The organism is Micromonospora humida (genome assembly GCF_016901255.1).
In the GTDB taxonomy this organism is placed as follows: domain Bacteria; phylum Actinomycetota; class Actinomycetes; order Mycobacteriales; family Micromonosporaceae; genus Micromonospora; species Micromonospora wenchangensis.
This window is the reverse complement of record NZ_JAFEUC010000002.1, coordinates 496033-508758: the sequence shown is the minus strand read 5'-3', so window position 1 is coordinate 508758 and position 12726 is coordinate 496033. Positions and strand designations below refer to the sequence as shown.

At 72.8% G+C, this 12726-nt stretch carries 14 protein-coding genes; 6 read left to right on the top strand and 8 right to left on the bottom strand.

What is annotated here, in order from left to right; translation table 11 throughout:
• Window positions 1-12: 12 nt before the first annotated feature.
• The gene (locus JQX11_RS06140; protein ID WP_204923985.1) at window positions 13-2082 is read right to left on the bottom strand and encodes an APC family permease; all 2070 of its coding nucleotides are present in this window, start codon (window positions 2080-2082) and stop codon (window positions 13-15) included.
• A gap of 161 nt (window positions 2083-2243) precedes the next feature.
• Between JQX11_RS06140 and JQX11_RS06135 the strand changes: the two genes are divergently transcribed.
• Both JQX11_RS06135 and JQX11_RS06130 read left to right on the top strand, forming a co-directional pair.
• Window positions 2244-2909 (top strand): potassium channel family protein, encoded by a 666-nt coding sequence (locus JQX11_RS06135; RefSeq protein ID WP_204923984.1) that lies wholly within the window; start codon window positions 2244-2246, stop codon window positions 2907-2909.
• Window positions 2910-2912: 3 nt separating this feature from the next.
• The gene (locus JQX11_RS06130) at window positions 2913-3602 is read left to right on the top strand and encodes a potassium channel family protein (protein WP_204923983.1); all 690 of its coding nucleotides are present in this window, start codon (window positions 2913-2915) and stop codon (window positions 3600-3602) included.
• Window positions 3603-3684: 82 nt separating this feature from the next.
• On the opposite strand, the gene JQX11_RS06125 is transcribed toward JQX11_RS06130, so the two are convergent.
• The 4 genes from JQX11_RS06125 to dut form a co-directional block, all read right to left on the bottom strand.
• Window positions 3685-4368, bottom strand: coding sequence for a DUF3159 domain-containing protein (locus JQX11_RS06125; protein ID WP_204923982.1), 684 nt, complete (start codon window positions 4366-4368; stop codon window positions 3685-3687).
• Window positions 4365-4745: an OB-fold nucleic acid binding domain-containing protein gene (locus JQX11_RS06120; protein ID WP_088646422.1), complete on the bottom strand. Its 381-nt coding sequence runs from the start codon at window positions 4743-4745 to the stop codon at window positions 4365-4367. Before JQX11_RS06120 ends, JQX11_RS06125 begins: the two co-directional genes overlap by 4 nt.
• Before the next feature lie 263 nt (window positions 4746-5008).
• Window positions 5009-5662: a DUF3710 domain-containing protein gene (locus JQX11_RS06115; protein ID WP_204923981.1), complete on the bottom strand. Its 654-nt coding sequence runs from the start codon at window positions 5660-5662 to the stop codon at window positions 5009-5011.
• Between the two features lie 25 nt (window positions 5663-5687).
• Window positions 5688-6260, bottom strand: a complete 573-nt coding sequence (dut, locus tag JQX11_RS06110; RefSeq protein WP_372444558.1) for a dUTP diphosphatase — start codon at window positions 6258-6260, stop codon at window positions 5688-5690.
• Between the two features lie 42 nt (window positions 6261-6302).
• Between dut and JQX11_RS06105 the strand changes: the two genes are divergently transcribed.
• Window positions 6303-6803, top strand: a complete 501-nt coding sequence (locus tag JQX11_RS06105; RefSeq protein ID WP_204923980.1) for a DUF3093 domain-containing protein — start codon at window positions 6303-6305, stop codon at window positions 6801-6803.
• A gap of 84 nt (window positions 6804-6887) precedes the next feature.
• On the opposite strand, the gene JQX11_RS06100 is transcribed toward JQX11_RS06105, so the two are convergent.
• Both JQX11_RS06100 and JQX11_RS06095 read right to left on the bottom strand, forming a co-directional pair.
• Window positions 6888-7694: a hypothetical protein gene (locus tag JQX11_RS06100; protein WP_204924162.1), complete on the bottom strand. Its 807-nt coding sequence runs from the start codon at window positions 7692-7694 to the stop codon at window positions 6888-6890.
• A gap of 261 nt (window positions 7695-7955) precedes the next feature.
• The gene (locus tag JQX11_RS06095) at window positions 7956-8252 is read right to left on the bottom strand and encodes a DUF4193 domain-containing protein (protein ID WP_067315205.1); all 297 of its coding nucleotides are present in this window, start codon (window positions 8250-8252) and stop codon (window positions 7956-7958) included.
• Window positions 8253-8685: 433 nt separating this feature from the next.
• Between JQX11_RS06095 and JQX11_RS06090 the strand changes: the two genes are divergently transcribed.
• A complete protein-coding gene (locus JQX11_RS06090) occupies window positions 8686-9204 on the top strand; it encodes a LytR C-terminal domain-containing protein (RefSeq protein ID WP_204923979.1) in 519 nt (172 codons plus the stop codon).
• A 109-nt stretch (window positions 9205-9313) separates the two neighbouring features.
• Here the strand turns inward: JQX11_RS06090 and JQX11_RS06085 are convergent, their stop codons facing one another.
• On the bottom strand, window positions 9314-10126 hold the full coding sequence (locus JQX11_RS06085; RefSeq protein ID WP_204923978.1) for an inositol monophosphatase family protein: 813 nt from the start codon (window positions 10124-10126) through the stop codon (window positions 9314-9316).
• A gap of 450 nt (window positions 10127-10576) precedes the next feature.
• Here JQX11_RS06085 and JQX11_RS06080 point away from each other — a divergent pair, with 450 nt between their 5' ends.
• Together JQX11_RS06080 and JQX11_RS06075 are read left to right on the top strand one after the other, a co-directional pair.
• Window positions 10577-12184, top strand: a complete 1608-nt coding sequence (locus JQX11_RS06080) for an RNA polymerase sigma factor (RefSeq protein ID WP_204923977.1) — start codon at window positions 10577-10579, stop codon at window positions 12182-12184.
• Between the two features lie 248 nt (window positions 12185-12432).
• Window positions 12433-12666 carry a DUF7455 domain-containing protein gene (locus JQX11_RS06075; RefSeq protein ID WP_088646450.1) on the top strand — a complete coding sequence of 78 codons (234 nt, stop codon included), beginning with the start codon at window positions 12433-12435 and terminating at the stop codon, window positions 12664-12666.
• Window positions 12667-12726: the final 60 nt, after the last annotated feature.

The following is a 12726-nucleotide window of genomic DNA, read 5'->3' as shown; positions in this document are numbered from 1 at the left end:
CGGGGTACGCGGTCACGGGCGGTCTCCGGTCGACGGGCCGGGCTCGCCGGACGGGGCGGTCACCGGCGGGACGGGCGGCGGCAGGGTGCTGCGCGGCGCGACCCGGGGCCCCCGGGCGGGGGTACGGCTCAGCGTCTCGTCCAGCCGGTCGAGGTTCTTGGTCGCGGTGGACGCCAACTGCCAGGGCACACTTGTCACCATCACACCGGGCTCGAAGAGCAGCCGGCCCTTGAGCCGCAGCGCGCTCTGGTTGTGCAGCAGGTTCTCCCACCAGTGGCCCACGACGTACTCGGGGATGAAGACGGTGACCACGTCGCGGGGGGACTCCCGGCGGGTGTTCGCCACGAAGTTCAGGATCGGCCTGGTGATCTCCCGGTACGGCGAGTCGACCACGGTCAGCGGCACCGGCAGTTCCCGCCGCTCCCACTCCTGCTGGAGCTGGCGGGTGTCCTTCTCGTCCACGTTGACGGTCACGGCGGTCAGCGTGTCCGGCCGGGTGGCGCGGGCGTACGCGATGGCCCGCAGGGTCGGCTGGTGCAGCTTGCTGACCAGCACGATGGCGTGGTTGCGGGCGGGCAGCACCCCGCGCACCTCGGTCGGTTCCAGCTCGGCGGCGATCCGGTCGTAGTGCCGGCGGATGGCCAGCATCAGCACGTAGATCACCGCCATCGCGGCGATGGCGATCCACGCGCCGAGCAGGAACTTGGTGATCAGCACGATGACCAGGACGGTGCCGGTCATCGCCATGCCGAACGCGTTGATCGCCCGGGAGCGGAACATCCGCCGGCGGGCCTGCGGGTCACGCTCGGTGCGCAGGTGCCGGTTCCAGTGCCGGATCATGCCGGCCTGGGAGAGCGTGAACGAGACGAAGACGCCGACGATGTATAGCTGGATCAGCCGGGTCACCTCGGCCTGGAAACCGACGATCAGCACGATCGCGAAGACGGCGAGGAAGACGATGCCGTTGGAGAACGCCAGCCGGTCGCCCCGGGTGTGCAACTGCCGGGGCAGGTAGCGGTCCTGGGCGAGGATCGAACCGAGCACCGGGAAGCCGTTGAACGCGGTGTTCGCGGCCAGGAACAGGATCAGCGCGGTCATCCCGGCGACCACGTAGAGCAGCACCGACCCGCCGCCGAAGACGGTCTCGCCGAGCTGGGTGGTGACGGTCTTCTGCACGTACCCGTCGGGGCCGGAGAGGATCTGGGTGTTCGGGTCCTCGACGAACTGCAGGCCGGTCAGCCTGGCCAGCCAGATGATGCCGACCAGCATGGACACCGAGATCGTGCCGAGCAGCAGCAGGGTGGTGGCCGCGTTGCGGCTCTTCGGGGCCTTGAACGCCGGCACCCCGTTGGAGATCGCCTCGACCCCGGTCAACGCGGCGCAGCCGGAGGAGAAGGTCCGCAGCAGCAGGAAGATCAGCGCGAAGCCGGTCACGCTGTGCTCGGCCTGGATCTCCAGCCCGGCGCTGGGGGCGCGCAGGTCGTCGCCGAGGATGAAGTACCGGACCAGCCCGGTGAGGATCATCCCGCCGATGACGATCACGAAGCCGTACGTGGGGATGGCGAACGCGGTGCCGGACTCGCGCAGCCCGCGCAGGTTCATCGCGGTCAGCAGCACCACCGCGCTCACCGCGATCAGCACCTTGTGGCTGGCCACGAAGGGCACCACCGACCCGAGGTTGGCCACTCCGGAGGAGACCGACACGGCGACGGTCAGCACGTAGTCGACCAGCAGTGCGCTGCCCACCGCCAGCCCCGCCCGGGGACCCAGGTTGACGGTGGCCACCTCGTAGTCGCCGCCGCCCGAGGGGTACGCGTGCACGTTCTGCCGGTAGCTGGCCACCACGGTCAGCATGACCACGACCACCGCGAGGGCGATCCAGGGGGAGAACAGGAACGCCGACGCCCCGGCGATGGAGAGGGTCAGCAGGATCTCGTCCGGGGCGTACGCGACGCTGGACAGCGCGTCGGAGGCGAAGACCGGCAGGGCGATGCGCTTGGGCAGGAGGGTGTGCTGGAGCCGGTCCGACCGGAACGGTCGACCGACGAGGAGTCGCTTCAGCAGCGAGGTGGGACTGGCCACAAGCGCTAAGGGTACGACCACCGGATCGTGGTCGCCGGGGGGTGCCTGATCCCCTTCCCAGGTCCCGGCGCGGTACCGTTCGGTCCCCCGTGGTCGGGGTGGACGTGGCAGGCTCGCAGACGACAGTCGCCGGGAGGCGGGCACACCTTGGGAGGGACACCGTGCACGTCGTGATCATGGGCTGTGGGCGGGTCGGCTCGACGCTGGCCCAGAGCCTGGAGTCCCGGGGGCACTCGGTGGCCGTGATCGACCAGGACGCCGACGCGTTCCGCCGCCTCGGCCCCGACTTCGCCGGGATCACCGTCACCGGTGCCGGCTTCGACGGCGAGGTGCTGCGCCAGGCGGGCATCGAACGGGCGGACGCCTTCGCCGCCGTCTCCAGCGGCGACAACTCCAACATCATTTCGGCCCGCTTGGCCCGCGAGACGTTCGGCGTCTCCCGGGTCGCCGCCCGGATCTACGACCAGCGCCGGGCGCAGGTCTACGAGCGGCTCGGCATCCCCACCGTCGCCACCGTCCGCTGGACGGCCGACCGGATGCTGCGCCACCTGGTCCCCGAGGGCAACGTGGAGATCTTCCGGGACCCGACCAGCACCGTGTCGATCATCGAGGTGCCGGTGCACAAGGACTGGATCGGCCGGCCGCTGCGCCAGTTGGAGGAGGCGGCCGGGACCCGGGTGGCGTACCTGACCCGCTTCGGCATCGGCATGCTGCCCACCGCGTCCAGCGTCGTGCAGGAGGGTGACCAGCTCTACCTGATGGTCACCGACGACATCGCCGCCCAGGTCACCGCGGTGGCCGCCACGCCGCCCGAAGGAGGGCACTGAGCCATGCGGATCGCCATCGCGGGCGCCGGCAACGTGGGCCGGTCGATCGCCCAGGAGCTGATCGACAACGGCCACCAGGTGATGCTGATCGAGCGGCAGCCCCGGATGCTGCGCCCGGACCGGGTGCCGACCGCCGACTGGGTGCTGGCCGACGCCTGCGAGCTGGCCAGCCTGGAAGAGGCGAACGTCGCGGGCTGCGACGTGGTGGTCGCCGCCACCGGCGACGACAAGGTCAACCTGGTGGTGTCCCTGCTGGCCAAGACCGAGTTCGCGGTGCCCCGGGTGGTGGCCCGGGTCAACCGGGCCGAGAACGAGTGGCTGTTCACCGAGCAGTGGGGCGTCGACGTGGCGGTCAGCAAGCCCCGGGTGATGGCCGCGCTGGTCGAGGAGGCGGTCACCGTCGGCGACCTGGTCCGGTTGATGACCTTCCGGCAGGGTGAGGCGAACCTGGTGGAGATCACCCTGCCGCCGACCGCGCCCTACGTCGGCCAGCCGATCCACGCCGTGCCGCTCCCCCGGGACGCCGCGCTGGTGGCGATCCTGCGCGGCAAACGGGTGCTGGTGCCCAGCCCCGACGACCCCATCGAGGCCGGCGACGAACTGATCTTCGTGTGCACCGCCCAGGTGGAGGACGAGGTACGTGGGGTGATCCTCGGACCGGACAGCGTGGAACGGACGCGCGGCGCGGGCTGACCGTCCCACCCGGCGGGTGCCGGACGGTTGCCTGCCGGCCCTGGAGGCCGGCCCTGGAGGCCCTGGGTGCTGGCCCTGGAGGTCAGCCGCCGGGCAGCGGCTGTGGTGCCGACTCCCGGGTCACCCGGCGTACCACCCACACCGTGATCAGCAGCAGCAGCGCGTAGGGCGGGTAGCCGAGGGCGAGCCGGGCCACCCCCAGCGCGGTGTCCTGGTGGGCCAGGTAGAGCCCGGCCTGCACCCCGACCTTGGCCAGCCAGACCACCCCCCAGAGCACGGTGAGCTGGGTGAAGGTACGCACCAGCCGGGGGTCGTCGCGCCACTCGGAGCGCCCCTTGGCCACCAGCACCGACCAGATCCACCCGACCAGGGGCTGCCGGATCACCGCGGAGAGCAGCAGGGCGATGCCGTAGCCGATGCCGTAGAGGATGCCCGGGAGGTAGAAGTCCCGCTCGTCCCCGGTACGCCAGGCGATGGCCGCGCCGACCGCGATGCCGAACAGCCCGTTGACGGCGTGCCGGACCGGACGGCGCTGGACCAGCCGGACGATCGCGATCAGCACCGCCACCCCGACCGAGGCGATCACCGCCGGCCGTAGCTCGCCGACCACGTTGGCCAGCACGAAGACCACCACGGGGATGCTGGACTCGACCAGCCCGCGCCAGCCGCCGAGCTGGTCGGCCATCTGCTCGGCGAGGCTGGGCAGCCGTTCGTCGTCCGGCGGGGTGGTCTGCGGCTCGGTGGCCGGGGGCTGTCCCGTCGTCACTTCGGCGACTCCAGCTCGTAGTACGGGTTGTAGATGACCTTGCGGTCGTCCCGGACGGCCACCCGGCCCCGGGCGGTCAGGTGCCGGCCCGGCTCGATGCCGGCGATGTGCCGTCGACCCAGCCAGACCAGGGTGACCACGTCACTGCCGTCGTAGAGGTCCGCCTCCAGGGTGGGCAGGTTGGTCCGGGGGGTGTAGACCACCGTGCGGAGCCGCCCGGCGACCGAGACCACCTGCCCCCGCATGCACTGCCGGGCCAGCACGCCACCGGACTCGGCGCTCTCCCGGCGCAGCTCCTGCGCCTCGATCTCGGCCTCGCTGGCGGTGAACCGGCGCAGGATGCCCCGTAGCGACATCCGGCTCTCGTCGGTCGACATGACCTCCGCGTCACCCTCTCCACGCTGACCGGTCGGCACCGGCGTCACCCGGCCCCGGGTGGGACCGTGCCGCCAGCGTACGCCGATCCGGCCCCGCTGCGTCGTTCCGGTGCGGCCGCCCCCGGTCGGCACCCCACCGGAACGCCGCCGCCGGCTCGTGGCCGGGACGCGCCGCCGACCTCGGCCGGGTCGCCGGGGGGCGGACAGCGGTCCGGGCCGGACCCGGCCACCTCAGGCGGCGGGGTCCGGCCCGGACGGGTCGGTCAGGCCTGGTTCGGGGCGGGCGTCGCGGCGTCGCCGCCCTCGGCCTGGTCGGCCATCTCCCGGGGCAGCCGCAGCGGCAGCGGCTCGCGCACCGGCTTCGCCTCCTGCCCCCGGTCGACCACCAGGCCGTCCAGGCAGGTGGCGAGCGGGCCGGCCGCGGCCGGGTCGGTGGCGGCGGCACCCTGGTAGACGCCCCGGACCATCCAGCGCGGGCCGTCGATGCCGACGAAGCGCAGGTCGGTCGGGCCGTCCGGGGTACGCACCCGGGCGTGCAGCTCGACGCCGTACTCGCCCCGGGCCTCCTGGGCGGTGGCGCCGTCGGCGATCAGCGACTGCCGGATCTCGTCGCGCACCTCGTCCCAGATGCCCTCGGAGCGGGGGGCGGCGAAGACACCGAGCTGGAGGGCGTTGTCCCCGTGGACGAGCACCACCTGCTGGATGACGCCCTGCGGGTCGGCCTGCACCCGCACCTCGACCCCGGGCACCGCCGGGATGTGCAGGCTGCCCAGGTCGAGGCGCTGCACGTCGTCCGGTGCCTCGGCGACGTCGTACGGGCCACGGGCCGGGCCCGCCGTCTCGTACGCGTCGGGGCCGCCGGCCCGCTCGTCACGGGCGTGCCGCCCGTTGTCGGCCCGCTTTCGGGAGAAGATCACTGCGCCCACCCTCCGCTGTTCGCACTCACCCTGCCACCTCTTCCGTCCGTTCGCCGACCCGGTCGGTGTCCGCCGCCCGGGTCGGGCCACCGGGCGGGGGCACGAGCCCGGCGTGGCCACCGGTCGACCCGTGTCCGCCGGTCCCCCGTCGGGACCCGGGCAGCACCGCCGCCGGCTGGAAATCGGCCCGCTCCACCCGCTGGACAACGAGTTGCGCGATGCGATCGCCACGGGAGATCTTCGCCGGTGCGTCCCGATCGTGGTTGATCAGGTTGACCAGGATCTCACCCCGGTAGCCGGCGTCGACCGTACCGGGCGCGTTGAGCACCGTCACGCCGAGCCTGGCGGCCAACCCGGAGCGTGGGTGGACCAGGCCGACGTAGCCCTCCGGCAGGGCCAGCGCCACGCCGGTGGGGACCAGGGCCCGGCCGCCGGGGGGCAACTCGACGTCCGCGGCGGCCACCAGGTCGGCACCGGCGTCGCCCGGATGGGCGTACGCGGGCAGCGGCAGCTCCGGATCGAGCTGCCGGACGGGCACGGGTACGGCGTGGGTCACGGGTCTGCCTCTTCCGTCGACGTTCACGGGGTGCCCTGCCATCCTGCCGGGTCGACCGCCCGTCGTGTTCCGTACCCTCGAGGTGTGAGCCTGTCGCCTTCCCCGTCGTCGCCGACCCCGCACGTCGCGGCCGTCCCGGCGTACTCCGAGCGGCTGGGCCTGCCCTGGTGGTGCTGGGCGGCCGGGGTGGCCCTGGCCGGGTTCGCCGCGGTCGAGCTGTGGATGGGCGCCGGCGGGGTACGCGCCTGGCTGCCCTTCGCGCTGCTGCTGCCGGCCACCCTGGCCGGGTTGTGGTGGCTGGGCCGGGTCCGGGTCGCGGTCGCCGACGGTGAGCTGTGGGTCGACGACGCCCACCTGCCCGTCCGGTACGTCGCCGACGCCGTCCCGCTCGACGCCGGTGGCCGGCGCGAGGTGCTCGGGGTGGGCGCGGACCCGCTGGCCTTCGTGGTGCAGCGGCCCTGGATCGGCGGCGCGGTGCAGGTGGTGCTCGACGATCCGGACGACCCCACCCCGTTCTGGGTGGTGAGTTCCCGCCGACCGACCGAGCTGGCCGCCGCCCTGCTGGCCGCCCGCGACACGGCCTGAGCGACACGGCCCGGGCGAGGCCCGACGCGCCGCCCGGACCGGTCGGGGTCGGTTCGGGGCGGTTCGAGGTCAGGGCCGGCCGGGTCAGGGCCGGCCGGGGCCAGGCAGGGCAGGTGGCCCGCCGGGCAGCTCCCGACGCTGTTTGCGCAGGTCGCGGCGGAGCTGGTCGGCCAGGGACCGGGTGGCCCGACGGTTGAGGTAGCTGGCCACGGCCGCCCCGGTGAGGAACGGGCCCAGCGTGGTCAGGTTGCGGCCGAATCGCTTGAGCAGCGTGTCCCGCAGCTCCTTGCGGGCGGCGGTGCCGAGCACCGCGCTCACCCCGACGCCCGGCATCATCGGGTTGATCCCCCGCTGGCTGGCCCAGGACTGGACCAGGGCGATGGTCCGGGGGGTGCCGCCGGTGGGCAGCGGTGCGCCGTAGATCTCGTGCAGCTCGCCGATCAGCTTGAGTTCGATCGACACCACGGCCACCGTCTCGGCGGCGAGCAGCACCGGCGCGGACAGCAGGGTCGGGGCGACCGCCCACTCCACCGCGGCGACGCCACCTCCGGCCGCGCCCACCCCGGCGGTGGCCCGGGTGGCGTTGCGGACCAGCCGGTCGGCGAGCGCCTCGTCGTCCAGGCCGGGGAAGTGCCGCCGCAGCGTCGCCAGGTCCCGGACGGGGATGTGCGGCGCGACGTCGGCGACCGTGTCGGTCATCCAGCGCAGCGCCGCCCGTGGCTTGAACAGGTCGGCGATCCCCCGGCCCCGGGCCTGCCCGACCAGCCGGGCGAGCAGTTGCCGACGGCGGGCGGGCGCGATGTCGTCGGCGGTCAGCGCCGCCACCGTGGCACCCAGCTCGTCGCCGGCGGCGGTGACCGCCCCGGCGTCGGCCGGGGTGTCCCCGACCATCAGCGTCGGATCGGTGCCGGGCGGGGCGGCCGGATCGGTGCCGGCCCGCCCGTCTCCGGGAACGACGACGGGCGGGCCGACGTCGGACTTCGGACCGTCCGGATCGGACCCGCCGTGCTCGTTCATCCGTCTGCCCCTCCCGTGGTGTCCACCGGTCCGGTGGACGCGCCTACCACGAGTCAAGCAGTAACCCGTCGTACCCGCACGGCGGCTCGGGCAGCGGCGGCCCCGCAAGGAGGCCGCCGCTGGTGTGGTGGGTGCTCAGACGCACTCGCGGCAGATCAGGTCGCCGTTGCGCTCGACCGCCAACTGGCTGCGGTGGTGCACCAGGAAGCAGCGTCCGCACCGGAACTCGTCCTGCTGCATCGGGAGGACCTTCACGGTCAGCTCCTCGTCGGCCAGGTCAGCGCCGGGCAGCTCGAAGCTCTCGGCCACCTCGGCCTCGTCGACGTCCACGGCGCCCGACTGTGAGTCGACCCGCCGGGCCTTGAGCTCTTCCAGGCTGTCCTCGCCGAGGTCGACCTCGTCGCGACGCGGGGCGTCGTAGTCGGTGGCCATCGGTTTCACTCTCCCATATCGATGTTGTCGCTTCCGGTTGTAACGCCGGGCGACGCTGTTTCGGTTCCCACTGGCCGGCCACCAATGTGTGTCGGTCGCCCGACCCGACGGCCTCTGGATCAAGGTCGCCGGGGGCAGGACCCGACGAGCGCGGTACCTTACCCCCTACCGGGCGAGGCATGTATACCGCCCTCGCGGCAGACATGTACGCCCCAGCGGCCCAAGATGTTCCCAATGTGACTCAGGCGACACGAAGATAGGGGTAGTAGTACCCCGTTCCCGGTTGGCGCGCCGGCATGTCGGACTGTTTCCACGCGTCCGCCGGACAACCGTTAACCTCAGCGGCGTACTCGACGGCCGACGGCGCCGGCCGACGCCGACGTTCGCCGCCACCACCCACTGTCCGGGGAGCACCCAGATGAGCTTTGCGCGAGTGCGAGCACTCGTTGTCGTCGGCCTGCTGGCGGTCGTCGCCCTGGTCATCGTCATCGTCGCCGTGGTCCGCGACACCCAGGGCAGCGGTGCCAACGCCAAGGGCTGCCCCGAGGGCTGGCCGCTGGCCGACCTGTCCCTGCGTACGTACAAGGATGTCAAGATCAACATCCTGAACGGCACCGGCGAGCCGGGCCTGGCCAGCAGCGTGGGCGACGACTTCCGCAACCGGAAGTTCCAGGTCAAGAAGGAGGGCAACGCCCCCAAGCACTTCGACGGCGTCGCGCTGCTGCGGTTCGGTCCCAAGGGGGTCGGCTCGGCGCACCTGCTGCGCGCCTTCTTCCTCAACAACGCCGAACGCGACTACGACCCCAAGCGCCAGGACGACACGGTCGACGTGGTGCTGGGCGACAGCTTCCAGCAGCTGGCCACCACCACCGAGGTCAACCAGTCCCTCGGCGACCTGGGCGCGCCGGTCGCACCGGAGGGCTCCTGCCCGATGCCGGTGGAGGACAAGTAACCGGTCCCGCCACCCCCGGCGACCGCCCGGCCCCACCGCCGTTCCCCGGCTGCCACCCGGCTGTCGCGCCGTGCTCCGGCCGCCGGGGTGGCGGCCGGCCGGGGAGCGTTCAGGGGCCGCCGGAGGCGTCCAGCGCGGCCAGCCGGGTGTGCAGCGGCGCGAAGAGCGCCGGTGGGGCCGCGATGACCAGGTCGGGGCCGGCCGGACGACCGTTCAGACCGGTCACCCGCAGCCCGGCCTCCTCGGCGACCAGCCCGCCCGCGGCCAGGTCCCAGGCGGCCAGCCCCTTCTCGTAGTAGGCGTCCAACCGCCCCTCGGCGGCCAGGCACAGGTCCAGCGCCGCCGCTCCCATCCGCCGGATGTCCCGCACGTCCCCGATCAGCTCGGCGACCACCCTGGCCTGGTGCCGGCGGCGGCCGGCGTCGTAGCCGAACCCGGTGGCGACCAACGCCTGCCCCAGCTCCGTCTCCGTGGAACAGCGCAGCCGCTGGCCGTCCCGCCAGGCCCCACCACCGGCGGTGGCGGTCCACTCCTCGCCGGTCGCGACGTTGCGCACCACCCCGGCGACCACCCGGCCGTCCACCTCGGCGGCGAGCGAGACCGCGCAGTACGGCAGCCCGTACAGGTAGTTCACCGTGCCGTCGATCGGGTCGACGATCCAGCGCACGCCGTCCGCGCCGGCCTCGGCGCCGCCGTACTCCTCGCCGTACACCACGTCGCCCGGTCGGGCCGCGCGCAGGGCTGCCACCACCTGCCGCTCCACCGCCCGGTCGGCGGCGGTGACGACGTCGGTGGCGGTGCTCTTGGTCGCCGCGACCGAGACCCCCTCGGCCCGCATCCGGGCCGCCGTGTCGGCCGCCTCCCGGGCCACCTCGACGGCGATCCCGAGCAGTTCCCGCGCGGTGGGCGTCGAACCCGTCATCGAACCCTGCCCCCTTCGCGGCCGCCGGGCGCGCACCGGGCGTACCGGTCGGGAGCCGACCGCGTCCCGCCCCCGCCGTCCGGCGCGGCGCGTGCGCCGCCGCGCGTCGTCGATCTCGTCCGGACAGCATAGGCAGGCGCCGTCGCGGCCGGACGCACCCGGTGCGACAGGCGGTTTCCGGCGTCGACCGACCGACCGGCGGGCCGGGTCGATAAGCTGGCCGCAAAGTCGACATCCGTGCCGAACCGGTGGTACAGACGGCCGGTTGCCGTGCGCCGCAGGATGATCGCGCCAACCGGGGTTACAATTCACCCTGCCCACGCGCCACGGACCACCGCCGCACAGCCGGCCCGGGACACGGGGGCCACTCAACGACGTCGACGGCACGGCATGCCACGCTGCGCCGGACGACTCCGGCCGTGCTCGCTCTTCGCCTCCGGAAGGTCATTCGTGACAGAACCCCGCCAGCCCGGCGCCGACGTTCGCTCGCTCACCGACACCCTGATCGCCCACGCCCAGAGCGCCGGTGGTCAGTTGACGTCGGCCCAGCTCGCGCGCACCGTCGAATCCGCCGAGGTGACCCCGGCCCAGGCCAAGAAGATCCTGCGGGCGCTCTCCGAGGCGGGCGTCACCGTGGTGGTCGACGGCTCCGCCAGCACCCGCCCCCGCCGGGTGGCCGCCGCCCGGTCGGCCACACCGGCCTCGCGGGCCACCACCGCCAAGACCACCAAGAAGGCGGTCGCGCCGGCCCCGAAGCAGGCACCCGCCGCCGAGGAGGCCACCGCGCCCGCCCCGCGCAAGGCGGCCCCGCGTAAGGCGGCCACCGCCGCCGGGGTGGCCGCGAAGGCCGCCATGCCGGCCGCCAAGGCGACGAAGTCGACCCGTGCCACCAAGGCGACGGTGGCCGCCGCCGGGGCCGGCAAGGCCGCCACGAAGGCCAAGGGCGAGGGCGCCGAGGGCGAGATCGATCCCGAGCAGCTGGCTGCGGAGATCGAGGACGTGGTGGTGGAGGAGCCGGCCGAGCTGACCCGGGCCGCCGAGACCGACGCCGCCGCCTCCGCCACCGACAACGACTTCGAGTGGGACGACGAGGAGTCCGAGGCGCTCAAGCAGGCCCGTCGGGACGCCGAACTCACCGCCTCCGCCGACTCGGTCCGGGCCTACCTCAAGCAGATCGGCAAGGTTCCGCTGCTCAACGCCGAGCAGGAGGTCGAGCTGGCCAAGCGGATCGAGGCCGGGCTCTACGCCGCCGAGCGGCTGCGTGCCGCCGACGACGGCGAGGAGAAGCTGACCCGCGACATGCAGCGCGACCTGCTCTGGATCTCCCGGGACGGCGAGCGCGCCAAGAACCACCTGCTGGAGGCGAACCTCCGGCTGGTCGTCTCGCTGGCCAAGCGGTACACCGGGCGGGGGATGGCCTTCCTCGACCTGATCCAGGAGGGCAACCTCGGCCTGATCCGCGCCGTCGAGAAGTTCGACTACACCAAGGGCTACAAGTTCTCCACGTACGCCACCTGGTGGATCCGGCAGGCGATCACCCGGGCGATGGCCGACCAGGCCCGCACCATCCGCATCCCGGTGCACATGGTCGAGGTGATCAACAAGCTCGGCCGCATCCAGCGCGAGCTGCTCCAGGACCTGGGCCGTGAGCCCACCCCGGAGGAGCTGGCCAAGGAGATGGACATCACACCCGAGAAGGTGCTGGAGATCCAGCAGTACGCTCGGGAGCCGATCTCGCTCGACCAGACCATCGGTGACGAGGGTGACAGCCAGCTCGGCGACTTCATCGAGGACTCGGAGGCCGTGGTCGCGGTCGACGCCGTCTCGTTCTCCCTGCTGCAGGACCAGCTCCAGCAGGTCCTGCAGACGCTCTCCGAGCGGGAGGCGGGGGTGGTCCGGCTGCGTTTCGGCCTGACCGACGGCCAGCCGCGTACCCTCGACGAGATCGGTCAGGTCTACGGGGTGACCCGGGAGCGGATCCGGCAGATCGAGTCCAAGACGATGTCCAAGCTCCGGCACCCGTCGCGCTCCCAGGTCCTCCGGGACTACCTGGACTGAGCCGGTCGCGTCAACCCGTCGTGTCGGTTTGATCACCAGGCGTAGAACATGCGATGGTGACCCGTCCAATACGTGTTTGTGATCGTTGACGTGGCACCCTGGGTGCACGGCACACTGTCCTTCCCGCCAGGTGTGACCTCGGTCCCCCGCGGGCACACTGGGAAGGCGGGGCCCGGTAAGGGTGTTGCACGATGAGTGAGCAACGACCGAAGAGAGTGTTCATCGGTGACGACCAGAGGAGGAAGGCGATGACCCCGACCCTCACGCCGCCGCCCGAAACGGTGGCTCCCCCAGCCGCCGATGAACGGTGCGACCGCTGCAATGCTGCCGGCAAGCTCCGTATCACTCTGGCGGGTGGGAGCGAGTTGGTGTTCTGTGGGCACCACGCGAACAAGTACGCCGAGGATCTCGTGAAGATCACGGTGAAGTTTGCGACGGACCCGGAGTTCAGCTGGCGAGGCGCCGATCTGATGGCGAACTGACCCGAAACCCCTACGACGACGCAGCCGGGCGGAGGCACCCACAGGGTGCCTCCGCCCGGC

Bases quoted from the DNA above. Each gene is read 5' to 3' on its own strand.
- JQX11_RS06130 (WP_204923983.1), top strand. From the start codon at position 2,913: ATGCGGATCGCCATCGCGGGCGCCGGCAACGTGGGCCGGTCGATCGCC.
- JQX11_RS06120 (WP_088646422.1), bottom strand. From the start codon at position 4,745: ATGTCGACCGACGAGAGCCGGATGTCGCTACGGGGCATCCTGCGCCGG.
- dut (WP_372444558.1), bottom strand. From the start codon at position 6,260: ATGGCAGGGCACCCCGTGAACGTCGACGGAAGAGGCAGACCCGTGACC.
- JQX11_RS06100 (WP_204924162.1), bottom strand. From the start codon at position 7,694: ATGGTCGGGGACACCCCGGCCGACGCCGGGGCGGTCACCGCCGCCGGC.
- JQX11_RS06095 (WP_067315205.1), bottom strand. From the start codon at position 8,252: ATGGCCACCGACTACGACGCCCCGCGTCGCGACGAGGTCGACCTCGGC.
- JQX11_RS06085 (WP_204923978.1), bottom strand. From the start codon at position 10,126: ATGACGGGTTCGACGCCCACCGCGCGGGAACTGCTCGGGATCGCCGTC.
- JQX11_RS06075 (WP_088646450.1), top strand. From the start codon at position 12,433: ATGACCCCGACCCTCACGCCGCCGCCCGAAACGGTGGCTCCCCCAGCC.